The organism is Micromonospora sp. CA-248212 (genome assembly GCF_050948405.1).
In the GTDB taxonomy this organism is placed as follows: domain Bacteria; phylum Actinomycetota; class Actinomycetes; order Mycobacteriales; family Micromonosporaceae; genus Micromonospora.
The window spans coordinates 6,711,853-6,725,464 of the sequence record NZ_CP192023.1; the positions used below are offsets into that span (position 1 = coordinate 6,711,853).

Below are 13,612 nucleotides of genomic sequence, written 5' to 3' on the forward strand. Positions count from 1 at the left end.
GTCCTCCGCTCTCGAAAGGCAGTGGTCGACGACCCGACAGCCCGCCTTTCGGCCGGCATAACGCCAGGTCACCGGCCGATCGTTAGGCATTGAGCACCGTCCGAGCAGGTCCCGGACCCAACGGGACCCGATGTGGGGAGGAACAGTGCTCCAACCACCACCGAATGCGAGATCCGTCCGCTGGCGAACGGCCGTGGCATGCGTCGCGGCCCTGCTGGCCCTCACCGCCCAACCCGCCGTCGCCGCCCGACCCGCGCCCACGCCCGCCCGCGTCGACCAGCGGCTGCTCCGCCAGCTCGGCGCGACGGGCACCGGCAGCTTCCTCGTCTACCTGCGCAGCACCGCACCGGTGGCGCGGACCGCCAAGCTGCGTGACCCGGACGACCGGGCCCGCGAGGTGCACCGGCTGCTCACCACGACCGCCACGCGCACCCAGAAGGGCCTACGCACGCTGCTCAGGAACCGCAAGGCGGCATACACCCCGTACTGGATCGCCAACGCGGTCCGTGTCACCGGGAATCGCGCGCTGCTCGACGAGATCGCCAAGCGGCCGGACGTGGCGAGGATCGAGCCGAGCCGCAGTTATCCCCTGCTGCGGCCCACCCCGGCCACCGGCAGCCACGCGGACGCGAACGGCCCGGAGTGGGGGCTCACCAACATCAACGCCCCGCAGGTGTGGAGCGAACTCGGCGACCGGGGCGACGGCGTGGTCGTCGCCACGATCGACAGCGGCGTCCAGTACGACCACCCGGCGCTGGTCGGGGCGTACCGCGGCAACCTCGGCGGTGGCGTCTTCAACCACGACCACAACTGGTACGACCCGGCCGGCGGGTGCCCCAGCGCCGCGCCCTGCGACAACGTCGGCCACGGCACACACACCACCGGCACGATGGTCGGCGACGACGGCGCGGGCAACCAGATCGGCGTCGCTCCCGGCGCGAAGTGGATCGCCGCGAAGGGCTGCGAGACCGACTCCTGCACCGACGCCTCGCTGCTCGCCGCCGGCCAGTGGGTGCTGGCCCCGACCGACCTGAACGGGCAGAACCCCCGCCCCGACCTGCGCCCCGACGTGGTCAACAACTCGTGGGGCGGCGCCGGCGGCGACCCGTGGTTCGAGCAGACCATCGCGGCCTGGCGCGCTGCCGGCATCTTCGGGGTCTTCTCCGCCGGCAACGACGGCCCGGCCTGCGGCAGCGCCGGCTCACCCGGAGACAACGCCAACGCGTACGCCGTCGGCTCGTACGACGTGCAGAACACCATCTCCGACTTCTCCGGGCGGGGCGCCGGCACCGAAGGACGGTCGTACAAGCCGAACGTGGCCGCGCCCGGCAGCAACGTGCGCTCCAGTGTTCCCGGCGACTCCTACGCCGCGTACGACGGCACCTCGATGGCCGCGCCGCACGTCTCCGGCACGGTGGCGCTGCTCTGGTCGGCCGCGCCGACCCTCCGGGGCGACGTCGCCGGAACCGAGGAGCTGCTGGACCGCACCGCCCGCGACGTCGACGCCACCGCCTGCGGAGGCACCGCCGCCGACAACAACGTGTTCGGCGAAGGTCGGCTGGACGCGTACGCGGCGACGCGGGCCGCGCCGCGCGGCGCCGTCGGACGGATCACCGGCACGGTCACCACGGCCGGCGGCGGCGACCCGATCGCCGGCGCGACCGTCGGCGACGGCGCCCGCAGCGTCACCACCGGCGCGGACGGCCGGTACGCGCTGACCGTGCCGGCCGGCGAGGCGACGGTCACCGTCAGCGCCTACGGGTACGCCGGACAGAGCGCCACCGTCACCGTCACCGAGGGCGGGGCGGTCACCCGGGACTTCGCCCTGACGGCCAACCCGACGGTCACCGTGGCCGGCCAGGTCACCGACGCCTCCGGGCACGGCTGGCCGCTCTACGCCCGGATCGAGGTCACCGGCCGTCCCGGTGGACCGGTGTTCACCGACCCGGCCACCGGCCGGTACTCGTTCACCGTGCCCGGCAACGCCACGTACCGGCTCACCGTCACCGCCCGCTATCCCGGCTACCGCACGGTCACCCGGGACGTGGTCACCGGCGGCGACCCCGTGACGGCCGACCTCGCCGTACCGGTCGAGACCGGATGCACGGCGGCCGGCTACACCGGCAGTTTCGGCACCCCCCTGCTGCGGGAGAGCTTCGACAGCGCCGCGACGCCGGACGGCTGGTCGGTACGGGACCGCACCGACGACGGCGGCTGGACCTTCACCGACGCGGGCGAGCGGGGCAACCTCACCGGCGGCAGCGGCGCCTTCGCCATCGCCGACAGCGACCGTCTCGGCTCCGGCCGGACCCAGGACACCGACCTGGTGACCCCGAGCGTCGACCTGCGCGGCACGCCGGCGCCGGTGCTGCGTTTCCACAGCGACTGGCGGGCGGTCGGCGTGAGCGACACCGCCGACGTGGACGTCTCCACCGACGGCGGCGCCACCTGGACCACGGTCTGGCACCAGACCACCAGCCGGCGCGGGCCGGTCGTCGAGGAGGTGCCACTCGACCCGGCGGCCGGGGCCGCCACGGTACGGGTCCGGTTCCGCTTCCACGGCAGCTTCGCCTGGTGGTGGCAGGTGGACGACGTGCAGGTGGTCAACCGCGACTGCGTACCCGCCCCGGGCGGGCTGGTGCTCGGGGTGACCACCGACCGCAACACCGACACGCCGCTCGACGGGGTCACCGTGGTCAGCGCCGACCGCCCGCAGGACCGGGGCAGGTCGGCGCCGACGCCGGACGACCCGACGATGCCGGACGGCTTCTACTGGCTGTTCTCCGGGCTGACCGGGGCACACCGGTTCACCGCCAGCCGGACGCCGTACCAGGTGGCCGCCGAGACGGCGAGCGTGCCGGCCGACGGTGTCCGCCGCCTGGACGTCGCGCTGGCGGCCGGTCGCCTCACCGTCACACCGACGACCGTCCGGTCGTCCCAGCCGTACGGCAGCACCCGGACCGCGAAGCTGACGGTACGCAACACCGGCAGCGCGCCGGCCGCCGTCAACCTGGTGGAGCGCAACGGGCGGTTCGATGCGCCGTCCAGAGCCGGAGCGCCCCTGCGGGAGCAGCGGATCAAGGGGATCAGCAAGACCCGTACGGGCACCGCGTACGGCGCGTCCGGGACCGGGACCGGGACGCAGGACGCCTGGACCGGTATCGCCACCCTTCCGGCGGCGGTCTACGACAACGCGGCGGCCACCCTCGACGGCAAGGTGTACTCCGTCGGCGGCGGTGGCGGCAGCGGGCTGGAGCGCAAGGCCTGGCGCTACGACCCCGACACGGACACCTGGGCGGCGCTGCCCGACCTGCCGAGCGGCCGGGCGAAGCCGGTCGCGGCGGCCGTCGGCGGCAAGCTGTACGTCCTCGGTGGCTGGGGCGTCGACGACGACACCGTCGCCTCCGTGGACGTGTTCGACCCGGCCACCGACACGTGGAGCACGCTGGCCGGGCCGGGCAACCCGTTCCCCGTGGCGGCGGCCGGCGGGGCGGTCACCGGCGGGAAGATCTACCTGGTCGGTGGCTGCCAGGACAACGACTGCGCCGAATCGGACCGGCTCGTCGTCCTCGACCCGACCACCGGCACGTTCCGCACCGGCGCGGCGTACCCGCACCCGGTGTCCTGGCTCTCCTGCGGCGGGATCGGCAGCGCGGTCTACTGCGCCGGTGGCACCGGCGACGCCGACTACACCGACGCCTACCGGTACGACCCGGCGGCCGACGCGTGGCATCCCCTGCCCGACCTGCCGGTGGACCTCTGGGGCGCCCAGTACGCGGCGGCCGGTGACCTCCTGGTCCTGGCCGGTGGAGTCACGGCGGCGTCCACCACGGTCACCAACCGGACCATCGCGTACGACCCGGTGGCGGGGAGTTGGCGCGACCTGCCCAACGTCCAGTCCGGTCGGTACCGGGGCGCTGCCGCCTGCGGCGCGTACCGGATCGGCGGTTCGCCGTCCCCCTTCGTCGGCTCCCCGGACGCCGAACGGCTCAGCGGCCTGGAGCTGTGCGCCGGGGAGGCGGACCTACCCTGGCTGACCACCAAGCCGGGCACGTTCACCCTCGCGCCGGGGGCCTCCCGGACGGTCACCGTCAAGATGCGTGCCACGGCCGCCGCCGATGTGGCCCAGCCGGGCACCTACTCCGGCGAGCTGGGTATCGCGTCCGACACGCCGTACCGGGTTCCGGCGGTGCCGGCGCGGATGACCGTCTCGCCGCCGGCGAGCTGGGGCCGGATCCAGGGCAGCGTCACCGGGGTCACCTGCACCGGCGCGACCGTCGGGGTCGCGGCGACGGTACGGGTCAACCGGGTGGGCAGGACGACCGGCTGGACCCTGACCGCGAATCCGCAGGGCCGGTACGTCTGGTGGCTGCCCAAGGGCCGCTACGAGGTGATCGTCGCCAAGGACGGGTGGATACCGCAGACGCGGCGCATTCGCATCAGGGCGGGCCTCGTCGAGACCGTCGACGTCGTCCTCGCCCCGGTCTCGTCCTGCACGAGAGCCACCGGCATCTGACCGTGCCTACGGGTGACCGGCGGCTACCAGGCCGCCGGTCACCCCGCACCGGTCGTCCTGTCGGACTCTCCCCCGGCACACTGTCATCTAACCGACACCGACACATCCACAAAGCCAATGCCATCGATGAATGGTGGGTAGTGGACTAGTGACGCGAGCATCCACGAGGTGGTCCGCGTCGTCGGAGGGAGGCAGTAGGGTGACGCCAACAGCGACGTCGTCGGCGGCGAGAGGACCAGCAATGGGCACCGCCATCGTCAAGACCCCGCAGGAGCTACGCGAGTGGCGAGAGCGTCTCCTGGAACGCGTCCACATGACCAAGGAAACGCTGTACGACCTGGGGCGCAACTTCGAGCTTCGAGCCGACGAACGCGGCATCTACGAGATGGTTCGCTCTATCGACTACCTGCTCGGCGATGACGACTGACGGCCTTGCCGTCCCTCCCGATCTCATCGCCAGAGCCAGCGCCTTCGCCGACGACATCACCGCCCGAGTGCACCGGGTGGTCAGGACGGAGAAGAGCCTGTCGGCACTGCTGATGCCCGGCCGAAACGGCGGCCGGGTCATGGTGGGCATCGTCGAGGGGGACAACTTCGGCACCTTCCCCCTGTACATCGACAACCGGCACCGCCTCGATTTGCTGGTCAAGTTCAACTGCTGCCTGGATTCGAGTGGCAAGCATCTGGCCACGGATTCGTCCTGGCTCCATGTCACCGTGAAGGGCGACAAGGCACCGCTGTTCCGCTACGAGTACGTCCGAGAGGCCCAGAGCGGGGTGCCCTGCGCCCACCTGCACGTACACGGCCACCGCGACGAGTTCGCCTTCGTGATGCAGGACGGGGCACGAGGACGCCCCAAGGCGCGCAAAAGACGGCACGAAGTGCCCCGGCTGGCGAAGTTTCACTTCCCGCTCGGCGGACACCGCTTCCGGCCCTGCGTCGAGGACGTTCTCCAGGCCGTCGTGGAGGAGTTCTGCGTCGACACCGTGCCCGGATGGCGGGACGCAGTGGACGAGGGCCGCGAGGAGTGGCGCCGGCTACAACTGCTCGCCGCGGTCCGCGACGCCCCCGGCGTCGCGGTGCAGGCACTCGATGAGCTGGACTACAAGATCGCTCCGCCCGACTCGGTACCAGCCGACAACCCGGGCAGGATGCGCGCCTACTGACCGCTCCACGACGACCGGGGCCGGCCACCCAGGAGGATGACCGGCCCCGGTCGATCAGAGCGGTGGGTCAGGCGACGGTGACGGACACCTCGTTGATGCCCCGGCCGGCGGTGACGGCGGTGTCGCCGTTGCCGTGCCGGGACAGCGCCCGCAGCGTCCAGGCGCCGGGTGCGGCGAAGAACCGGAACTGGCCGGCGGCCGAGGTGACCACCTCGGCGGTGAACTCGCCGGTCGAGTCGAGCAGCCGGACGTACGCGCCCGGCACGACCTCGTCCGCCGCCGACCGGACGACGCCGGTGATGACGGTCTCCTTCTCAAGGTCCAGGCTGGCCGGCAGGGGCGCGGCCTGGTCAGGTGCGGCGCAGCCCGCAGCGGTGGGAGCGGTCATCGTCAGGCCTCCCCTGGCTCGTCGCCGAGCGCGACCGGCACGCCGACCAGCGAGCCGTACTCGGTCCAGGAGCCGTCGTAGTTCTTCACGTTGCGGTGACCGAGCAGCTCCTGCAGCACGAACCAGGTGTGCGAGGAGCGCTCGCCGATCCGGCAGTACGCGATGGTCTCCTTGCTGTCGTCCAGCCCCGCGTCGCCGTAGATCTTGCGCAGCTCGTCGTCGGACCGGAAGGTGCCGTCCTCGTTGGCCGCCTTGGACCACGGGACGCTGATCGCCGTCGGGATGTGACCGGCCCGCTGCGCCTGCTCCTGCGGCAGGTGGGCGGGGGCCAGCAGCCGGCCAGCGAACTCGTCGGGGCTGCGCACGTCGACCAGGTTCTTGGTGCCGATCGCGGCGACGACCTCGTCGCGGAAGGCCCGGATGGAGGTGTCCGGCTCCTGCGCGACGTACTGGGTCGCCGGGCGGGGCGTCGTCTCGGTGACGAGCGGGCGGGCGTCCAACTCCCACTTCTTGCGACCACCGTCGAGCAGCTTGACGTCGCGGTGGCCGTAGAGCTTGAAGTACCAGTAGGCGTACGCCGCGAACCAGTTGTTGTTGCCGCCGTAGAGGATCACGGTGTCGTCGTTGCTGATGCCCCGCTCGGACAGCAGCGCCTCGAACTGGGCCTTGTTGACGAAGTCCCGGCGGACCGGGTCCTGGAGGTCGGTCTTCCAGTCGACCTTGATAGCGCCGGCGATGTGGCCGGTCTCGTAGGCCGAGGTGTCTTCGTCGACCTCGACGAAGACGACGCCCGGGGCGTCGAGGTTCTTCTCGGCCCACTCGGCCGAGACGAGTGCGGTGTCGCGACTCATCGATTCACTCCCTGGTGAGGATGGATGGTGAGCCAACGCGCGAATATCGATGGGTTGAACTGTCGCACCGCGCGCGGGACCCAGCGGAAGGACGGGATCACGGGTTCGTGCGACGGCGCCGCTGCCGGGCGTTCGGTGGGATCACCGGAAAGGGTCGAGGACCCTGCGTGCCGGTGGCCGCCGTCAGGCGGCCGAAAACAGCCCCGCCGTCAGATGACAGGGCGACACAGGCAGGTGGCCACGCGGCACAGGTCGACCGCGCGCCGTTTGGTGAGGTGGGTCCCCATGGTCAGGCAGCCTACCAGCGATCCGGAGGGCTGCCACCGTGCCGACCACCATCCGGGAATCGTCCGGCTGCAGGGCCGCTGTGGCGTCCCAGCGGACCGGGCTGTCGACGCACGACTCAGCTGACCGAGTTGATCGGTACGTTCTTCGCGTCGGCGGTGACGGCCAGCCCTTCGGGCAGCGGCTGGACCTTGCGGACCGTGAGTTGGAACGGCAGGTCGGGCAGCGGCACGTCGATGGAGATGCTCTTGGCGTAGTTGCTGAGGATCGTGCGGGCCAGCGGCAGGTTCGGGAGCCCGGCGGCGTCCAGGTTGTTGAAGCGCAGGGCGACCGCGCCGTTCTTGGCGACGGTGACGTCGGCGGTGCCGGCGACGGTGAACTTCGTGCCGAGGATGTCGACCGGGGCGCTGACGGCCAGCTTGCCGCCCTGCTCGCCGAGGGTGAGGCCGGGTCGCTTCAGCAGCGCGGCGAGGCTCTCGTAGCTGATCGTGCCGGTGCCGTCGACCGTGTCGGCCACGACGTCGCCCTGCCCGGTCCGCAGCGTGTCCAGCGACGCCCGCACGTTGCGGGCGTCGACGTCCAGCACCGGCAGCCGTACGGCGTCACCGTCGACCGAGGCCTGCACGTCCCGCAGCGAGATGGAGATCCGCTCGTACCGCCCGTCGAGCACCTGCGTGAGGAACGGCATTCCACCGACCTCGACGTCGGGCGCCGCGGACTGCGCGCCCTGGTTGCTGATCTCCTGGCTGACCCGTTCGGCGATGAGCCGCTCGGCCACCCCGACCGCCACCCGGTCGGCGACCACCAGCAGGCCCGCCACCACGAGGAGCAGGACGACCAGGCCGATGAGCAGCTTGCGTCCGCGCCGTCGGGGCCGGGCCTGCTGCTGGTCGTCGACCGGATACTCCTGGGCCACGCCGCCTCCTGTCTCCGCCCGCCGCGACACGGCGGGTCGTCCGAACCGGTGCCGCTGCGCGGCGCACCCGTAGGTACCCGAGCGGCACCGACCTCAACCGTGGGCTCAGAGGAAGAGCATGCACATGGCGTACGCGGCGGGCGCAGCCAGGGCGAACCCGCCGAGCGGCCCCTGCATGTGCCGGGCGACCCACATGGTGGGCGGCTCTCCGGCCATGAGGCGACCTGCCTCCGCGTACCCCACCGCGAGGTCGGTGAGGACGGCGGTGACGGCCGCGACCAGGCCGATCACCGCGGCCCTGGTCGGGGTGAAGGGTGCTACCAGATAGCCGCCGAGCAGCGCGCTGACCAGCGTGCCCACCATCGCGCCGCCGACGACGCCGGCCGCGCCCCGGGGCACCTGCGGGGCCAGCCGGGGCCACGGCAGCACCGCGTCGGTGAGCCGGGCGACGGTGAGCGCGACCCCGCTCGCGGTCAGGCAGACGGTGATCGCCTGGGTGCCGGCGGGGATGCGGCTGAGCACGATCAGGGTGCCGAAGGCCACGACGCCGACCACGATGAGCAGGGTGGCGCCGAGGGAGTCGGTGACCCGGACCCGGTCGACGCGGCGGACCAGTTGGCCGAGCACGGCGGCGAGGAAGCCACCGACGGCCAGGTAGCCCAGCGGCGCCAGGCCGGCGATGTCGCTCCGGACGGCGGCGACGTCGGCGGCCGCGGCGACGGCGGCGCTGATCCCGCCCACCAGCAGCAGCGCCGGTGGGCGCATGGCCATCGTCCAGGCGAGCACAAACAGCAGTTGGACGCCGAAGACGATGACGGCGAACGGCAGGCGGTGACCCGGGCCCGACGTCTGCGCGCCGAGCACCAAGCCCACGCCGAGCAGCGCGGCGAAGCCGGCGATGGTCAGCGCCAGCGGGCGGTGCACCTCGACCGGAGGGACGACCTCCTCCTCCGGCTCGTCGGTCTCTTCCTCGGTACGACGGGCCGGCTCACCGGCGCGGCGGGCCCGGCGCGGTCCACCTCCACGGCGCTCGCCGTCGGCGACAGCCGGCCCGGTGCGCGGCGCGGGTGGGTGGCCACGGGTCGGAGCGGCCGGACCCGGACGGGGTCCGTCGGTCCACGAGTCGCGGCCGGCGTCCGGCGAGGTGGAGGGAAACACGCCCCGATCGTGCCAGATCGACCGCCCGGTGCAGTGGTCGCGGGTTTCAGTAACGTTAAAACCTGTGCCACGATCAGGGGCAAGCTAGACAAACGGGAAATGGCCTGACGGTGCAGCCGAGGCGATCGGCTACGCTCAACGCGTTACCCGCCCGTCAGCGACGCCGGGACCACGCAATTTCTCAGCGCACTCCCTCACGAGTGTGTCTGGTCGCGTGCGGCGATGCGCCGCCGGGACGGAGGTGATCGTGGAAATCCTGCTGCTGGTGACTGCGCGCGCAGGCGAACCGTCGGCTGTGTTGCCGGCTCTCGACCTGCTGCCACACTCGGTGCGCACCGCGCCGCGCGACGTCCGCACCCTTGTTGCCGGGCCCAGCCCCGACGCGGTGCTGGTGGACGCCCGGTCGGAGTTGAGCGAAGCTCGGGCGACCTCCCGGATGTTGCACGCCACCGGGCTCGGGGTGCCGCTGGTCGCGGTCGTCACCGAGGCCGGCCTGATCGCGCTGAACGCGGACTGGGGCGTCGATGACGTCATCCTCGCCTCGGCCGGTCCCGCCGAGGTGGAGGCCCGGCTGCGGCTCGCGGTCGGCCGCCTGAGCAACGCGACGGCCGGCGCCGGCGGCTCGATCCGGGCCGGGGAACTCACCATCGACCCGGACACGTACGCGGCGAAGCTCAAGGGCCGCCCGCTCGACCTCACCTACAAGGAGTTCGAGCTGCTGAAGTTCCTGGCCCAGCACCCGGGCCGGGTGTTCACGCGCGACCAGCTGCTGCGCGAGGTCTGGGGATACGACTACTTCGGCGGCACCCGGACGGTGGACGTGCACGTCCGACGGCTGCGCGCCAAGCTCGGCTCGGAGTACGAGTCGATGATCGGCACGGTCCGCCAGGTGGGCTACAAGTTCGTCGTACCCCCGTCGCGTTCGCTGCCGGAGACGGAGCACGCGCCGTTGCCCGTCTAGCTTCGCCCGATTCCCCATATGCCCCTTTTGCGCAGCTTGGCAGTCCTATTCTGACTGCCGGGTTTGTCGCAAAAGGGGGCAAGGGTGCGCGCAGGTAACACGGGGGCGACGGGCCGGGGGCTCCGGCCGACCGGGTGGAAGCCGTGACGCGGGTCAGCTCGACCGCGCGCGTGGCAGGGATCGTGACAGTGGTGGTGGCGGCGCTGCTCGGCTCCGCGTACGTGCTGGGCCGTAGCCTCGTCCCGGACCAGACCCGGCAGCACGCCACGGGCGTCACCACCGACGCCACCGGGCCCCACTACGCCGACCAGCCTCCCGAGCAGCCGTCGACCGAACACCCGAGCACCAGCCAGAGCGCCGCCGGTCCCGCCGAGGCCAGCCAGGACGGCACGGGCCGGGACGCCGGGGGCGACAAGCTGTTCGGCGCCCACACGGACACCGGCACCGCCCGCCTCGCGCTGACCTTCGACGACGGGCCGGACCCGCGCTACACCCCCCAGGTCCTCGCGCTGCTGCGCGAGTACGACGTCAAGGCCACGTTCTGCGTGGTGGGCGAGAACGCCCAGGACCACCCCGACCTGATCCAGGCGATCGTGGCGGACGGCCACACGCTCTGCAACCACTCCTGGCACCACGACGTCTCGCTGGGCAACCGGTCCGCCGACCAGATCCGCACCGACCTGATCCGCACCAACGAGGCCATCCGGGCAGCCGTGCCGGACGTCCCGGTCGTCTGGTACCGCCAACCCGGCGGCGCCTGGACCTACCCGGTGGTGTCGGTGTCCCGGCAACTCGGCATGACCCCGCTGCACTGGTCGGTGGACCCGTCAGACTGGCAGGCGCCCGGAGCCAACAAGATCGCCACCACGGTGCTCACGCAGGCGCAACCCGGGGCGGTCGTCCTCATGCACGACGCGGGCGGCGACCGGCAGGGCACGGTCGACGCGCTGCGCCGGATCCTGCCCGAACTCACCGCACGGTACGAGCTGGAGGCGCTGCCCACCGACCCCACGTGAGGCGGCCACCTTCCTCGGGCGACGGGTCCGGGACGCTACTCGGGCGACAGTCCGGGACGCGCCTGACGCAACGGCTACGGTGACGGGATGAGCAGCGCGGAACCGACCAGCGACCAGGTCACCCGGACCGACCGACTGTCCCCCGCGGAGATCGCCGGCGTACTGGCCCTGGCCCGAACGGCGGGCGACACCGACGGCGCGGACCCGCTGGACGAGCACGTCCTGCTCCGCCTGCGTGACGCGGACGCTCCGGCCGTACACCTGCTCGCCCGCGCCGACGACGGCACGCTGACCGGGTACGCGCACCTGGACACCACCGACCCGGTGGACGGGATCGGTGTCGAGTTGGTGGTGCACCCGGCGTACCGGCGGCGCGGCACCGGCCGCGCGCTGGCCCGGGGTGTGCTCGCGTCGGCGACCGGACCGCTGCGGGCGTGGGCGCACGGCGACCACCCGTCGGCGGCGGCGCTCGCCGTGGACCTGGGGTTCGCCCGTGCGCGGGTGCTCTGGCAGCTCCGCCGACCGTTGGCGGCTCCACTGGGCGAGCCGCGCCTGCCTGACGGGGTGGCGCTGCGCGCGTTCCGGCCGGGGGCGGACGACACGGCGTGGCTGGCCCTGAACGCGCGGGCCTTCGCCGAGCACCCCGAGCAGGGCCGGTGGACCCCGGACGACCTGCGGCTCCGGCTCGCCGAGCCGTGGTTCGACCCGGCCGGCTTCCTGCTCGCCGAGGAGACCTCGACCGGTCGACTGCTCGGCTTTCACTGGACGAAGGTGCACGAACGGCCCGGGTCGGCCCGGATCGGCGAGGTGTACGTGCTCGGGGTGGAGCCGACCGCGCACGGCGGCGGCCTGGGTCGGGCGCTGACCACGGCGGGGCTCGCGTACCTGCGGGACAGGCGGGGCCTGGACCGGGTGATGCTCTACGTCGACGACTCGAACACCGGGGCGGTCGCGCTGTACGAGCGGCTGGGCTTCGCCCGGTGGTCCGCGCACATCAACTACCACCTCGGCTGAGCGGCAACGGGCACTGAAGTGCCCCGGTTCACTTAACGGACAACTCACCCTCAGCGAGCGGTCACCTCGGGGGCCGGACCTGTTCACCCTGCGTTCACTTGCGACCGGCGAACCGGCTACCTGGCACTTCTAACTTTCGTGTCAGCCGGTCAGTGCCGGTCCTCGGGCCCCGGGATCGGGGCGCCAAGTCAGACGCGAAGGGAAACCCCTCAGGTGAAGCTCCAGCGGTACGGCACTATTGCCTGCCTCGCTCTTGCCGCGACGCTCGGCCTCAGTGCATGCGGCTCGGACAACAACGAGCCCACTTCCGGCGCCAGCGCCTCGGGCTCCGCCGCCGCGGTCGACTGCGGTACCGGCACGGTGAACGCACAGGGCTCGTCGGCCCAGAAGAACGCCATGGCCGAGTGGATCAAGGCGTACCAGCAGAAGTGCGCCGGCACCACCATCAACTACGAGGCTTCCGGTTCGGGCGCCGGCATCCAGGCGTTCATCGCCGGGACCGCCGACTTCGCCGGCTCCGACTCCGCGCTCAAGCCGGAGGAGCAGCCGCAGGCCGACGCCAAGTGCGCCGGCGGCAAGGCTCTCAACCTGCCCATGGTGATCGGCCCGGTCGCGGTCGTTTACAACGCCGGCAGCGGCGTGGACAACCTGCAGTTCAAGCCGGCCACCCTGGCGAAGATCTTCGCCGGCAAGGTCACCAAGTGGGACGACCCGGCCATCAAGGCGGACAACCCGGACGCAAAGCTTCCGTCCGCCGCCATCCAGACGGTCCACCGCTCGGACGAGTCGGGCACCACCGACAACTTCACCAAGTACCTGTCGAAGACCGCCGAGTCGGACTGGACCTTCAGCAACGCCAAGGCGTGGAAGGCCCCGGGTGGTATTGGTGCCGCCAAGTCCGACGGTGTGGCCAGCAAGGTCAAGAGCACGGTCGGCACGATCAGCTACGTCGAGTGGTCGTACGCCGAGAACTCCAGCCTGAACATGGCCAAGGTGCAGAACGGTGCCGGCGAGTGGGCCCCGCTGACCGCTGAGTCGGCCGGCAAGACCATCGCCGGGGCGAAGATCGAGGGCCAGGGCGACGACCTCAAGCTGTCGATCGACTACAACACCAAGGAGGCCGGGGCCTACCCGATCGTCCTGGCGACGTACGAGGTCGTCTGCAGCAAGGGCCTCGCGGCCGACAAGCTGAAGCTGGTCAAGGGTCTGCTGAGCCACGCCGCCAGCGCTGAGGGCCAGAACTCCCTGACCGACCTCGGCTACGCCCCGCTGCCCGAGACGGTCCGCACCAAGGTCGAGACCGCGGTCAAGAACCTCTCCTGATCCGAGACCACCACACCT

12 protein-coding genes are annotated in these 13,612 nt (G+C 72.0%); 7 read left to right on the forward strand and 5 right to left on the reverse strand.

Features of this window, described 5'->3' with window-relative positions; translation table 11 throughout:
• Positions 1-130 precede the first annotated feature (130 nt).
• From ACQP03_RS31595 to ACQP03_RS31605, 3 genes are all read left to right on the forward strand, one after another.
• Positions 131-4,516, forward strand: coding sequence for a S8 family serine peptidase (locus tag ACQP03_RS31595; RefSeq protein WP_357172407.1), 4,386 nt, complete (start codon positions 131-133; stop codon positions 4,514-4,516).
• 241 nt (positions 4,517-4,757) lie between these two features.
• The gene (locus ACQP03_RS31600; protein WP_357129021.1) at positions 4,758-4,943 is read left to right on the forward strand and encodes a hypothetical protein; all 186 of its coding nucleotides are present in this window, start codon (positions 4,758-4,760) and stop codon (positions 4,941-4,943) included.
• Positions 4,933-5,682, forward strand: coding sequence for a hypothetical protein (locus ACQP03_RS31605; RefSeq protein ID WP_357172410.1), 750 nt, complete (start codon positions 4,933-4,935; stop codon positions 5,680-5,682). The genes ACQP03_RS31600 and ACQP03_RS31605 overlap by 11 nt, the downstream gene beginning before the upstream one ends.
• Before the next feature lie 67 nt (positions 5,683-5,749).
• Here the strand turns inward: ACQP03_RS31605 and ACQP03_RS31610 are convergent, their stop codons facing one another.
• The 5 genes from ACQP03_RS31610 to ACQP03_RS31630 form a co-directional block, all read right to left on the reverse strand.
• Entirely contained in the window at positions 5,750-6,070 is a 321-nt protein-coding gene (locus ACQP03_RS31610; protein WP_357129015.1) for a DUF1416 domain-containing protein, read from the reverse strand.
• A 2-nt stretch (positions 6,071-6,072) separates the two neighbouring features.
• Complete coding sequence (locus ACQP03_RS31615) at positions 6,073-6,921, reverse strand: sulfurtransferase (RefSeq protein WP_357129012.1); 849 nt, start codon at positions 6,919-6,921, stop codon at positions 6,073-6,075.
• Between the two features lie 209 nt (positions 6,922-7,130).
• On the reverse strand, positions 7,131-7,208 hold the full coding sequence (locus tag ACQP03_RS31620) for an Ms5788A family Cys-rich leader peptide (RefSeq protein ID WP_310503780.1): 78 nt from the start codon (positions 7,206-7,208) through the stop codon (positions 7,131-7,133).
• Between the two features lie 116 nt (positions 7,209-7,324).
• Positions 7,325-8,122 (reverse strand): LmeA family phospholipid-binding protein, encoded by a 798-nt coding sequence (locus ACQP03_RS31625; RefSeq protein WP_357129009.1) that lies wholly within the window; start codon positions 8,120-8,122, stop codon positions 7,325-7,327.
• 105 nt (positions 8,123-8,227) lie between these two features.
• Positions 8,228-9,280, reverse strand: coding sequence for a hypothetical protein (locus ACQP03_RS31630; RefSeq protein WP_357129006.1), 1,053 nt, complete (start codon positions 9,278-9,280; stop codon positions 8,228-8,230).
• Between the two features lie 241 nt (positions 9,281-9,521).
• Between ACQP03_RS31630 and ACQP03_RS31635 the strand changes: the two genes are divergently transcribed.
• The 4 genes from ACQP03_RS31635 to pstS all read left to right on the forward strand — a co-directional run bounded on the left by ACQP03_RS31635 (position 9,522) and on the right by pstS (position 13,594).
• Positions 9,522-10,241, forward strand: coding sequence for a winged helix-turn-helix transcriptional regulator (locus ACQP03_RS31635; RefSeq protein ID WP_433459440.1), 720 nt, complete (start codon positions 9,522-9,524; stop codon positions 10,239-10,241).
• 134 nt (positions 10,242-10,375) lie between these two features.
• A complete protein-coding gene (locus tag ACQP03_RS31640; protein WP_396832440.1) occupies positions 10,376-11,257 on the forward strand; it encodes a polysaccharide deacetylase family protein in 882 nt (293 codons plus the stop codon).
• 87 nt (positions 11,258-11,344) lie between these two features.
• On the forward strand, positions 11,345-12,271 hold the full coding sequence (mshD, locus tag ACQP03_RS31645; RefSeq protein ID WP_357128997.1) for a mycothiol synthase: 927 nt from the start codon (positions 11,345-11,347) through the stop codon (positions 12,269-12,271).
• 213 nt (positions 12,272-12,484) lie between these two features.
• Positions 12,485-13,594, forward strand: coding sequence for a phosphate ABC transporter substrate-binding protein PstS (gene pstS, locus ACQP03_RS31650; RefSeq protein WP_433459444.1), 1,110 nt, complete (start codon positions 12,485-12,487; stop codon positions 13,592-13,594).
• Positions 13,595-13,612 lie beyond the last annotated feature (18 nt).